Raw genomic sequence first — 1,283 nt, 5'->3', positions numbered from 1 at the left:
GTGCGAATGCGCGCAATGGGCGTGATTTTCGTGCATTTTGACCTCGTTTTTCGGCAAATTTTAGTTAAATTATACCTTAAAAAAGCGCTTAAATTTTATCTATATCGCCTTCTAGTCCGGCATCTACGCGCTTGCCGATGTCTTTTAGTTTGCTAAACTCCTCTATCAGCCTCGGCGCGTCATCAAGGCTGATCGCAAACGTCCAAAGATAGGTGAGCACCGAGTAGATGTGGCCCGCGTTTGCCTGCTTGTGTGATAGCATAAATATCGCCAAGCTAAAAATCGCCGCCGCGCTCGCACCGATGATAAAAAAGCTCATCGCCTCTCTGTTTGAGATGCGGATGCGAAGCTTTGAAAGCACGTCGTAGTGGCGCTTTAGCGTGCGCTCATCGCCTGCGCTTATGCGTCCTGCCTCGCGCTCTAGCTGGTTGTTTAGCTTTAGATACAAGCGGTCGTTTTTGGCGATGTATTTGGGTAGCAAAACTCCAAAAACCGCGAGCAGGGCAAAAACAGCCAAACCCACGTAGAACTCGATAAATAAAAGCATGATCGCCGAGCCGAAAATCGAGACGACCGAGGTAAAAAACACGGGAAAATGCTGCTCGAAAAAATCCACGAATTCGCGAGATAAATTTGCTCTTGCGATTACGGCGCTTTCGTCTTTCGCGGCTCTTTTTTCGTTCATTATCACGCTTACGGCAAGTCCTGCATATATCCTAGTAAACACCTGCGTATCCACGCGCCGCCTAATCGAGCCTAGCCCCCAGCCCACGAATACCATGGCCGAGTAGCTAAGTGCCAAAAGCGTGTCGCCCGCTACGATGGCGTTTATGGCGATGCCTGCGAGCACGGGATAGACGAGAAATAGCCCGTTTTCCGCCAAAACCAGGCTAAATGTCAAGAACAGCTTTTTAAAATTTTTCTTTGCAATGAGCGTTAGCGTCTTAAATGCGCTATTTTGCATAAAATTCCTTTGTTTAAAATCGCGCGGATTTTAGCTGATTTTAAAATTTGCATCAAATTTTTCGGAATTTTTGATGTAACTCTTGACATTACAACAAAATTTTATTATACTTCGCTCATCGGTTGTAAGATATATCATTACAACAAAAATCTAAGGAGAAAAAGATGTCAAACTACAAGATCGTTTCAACGAAAAGCGAACCGAGAGTCGAGCTGAAAGACGCTCTAGGCTTAAGCGGCTGTGAGCTCTCTATCAACGAGCTTCCCGCAAATGTGAGCGTGCCGTTCGTGCATTCGCACAAGCAAAACGAGGAGCTTTA

1 protein-coding gene is annotated in these 1,283 nt (G+C 45.9%); it reads right to left on the bottom strand.

Annotation, left to right across the window (positions count from 1 at the left end; genetic code table 11):
- Positions 1 to 88: 88 nt before the first annotated feature.
- Positions 89 to 964, bottom strand: a complete 876-nt coding sequence (locus Q0546_RS01595) for an ABC transporter six-transmembrane domain-containing protein (protein ID WP_298789921.1) — start codon at positions 962 to 964, stop codon at positions 89 to 91.
- Positions 965 to 1,283: the final 319 nt, after the last annotated feature.

The sequence above is a fragment of the uncultured Campylobacter sp. genome, from assembly GCF_937997465.1.
In the GTDB taxonomy this organism is placed as follows: Bacteria; Campylobacterota; Campylobacteria; order Campylobacterales; family Campylobacteraceae; genus Campylobacter_A.
The sequence above is the reverse complement of the archived record's forward strand: the minus strand, read 5'-3'. Positions and strand labels throughout refer to the sequence as shown.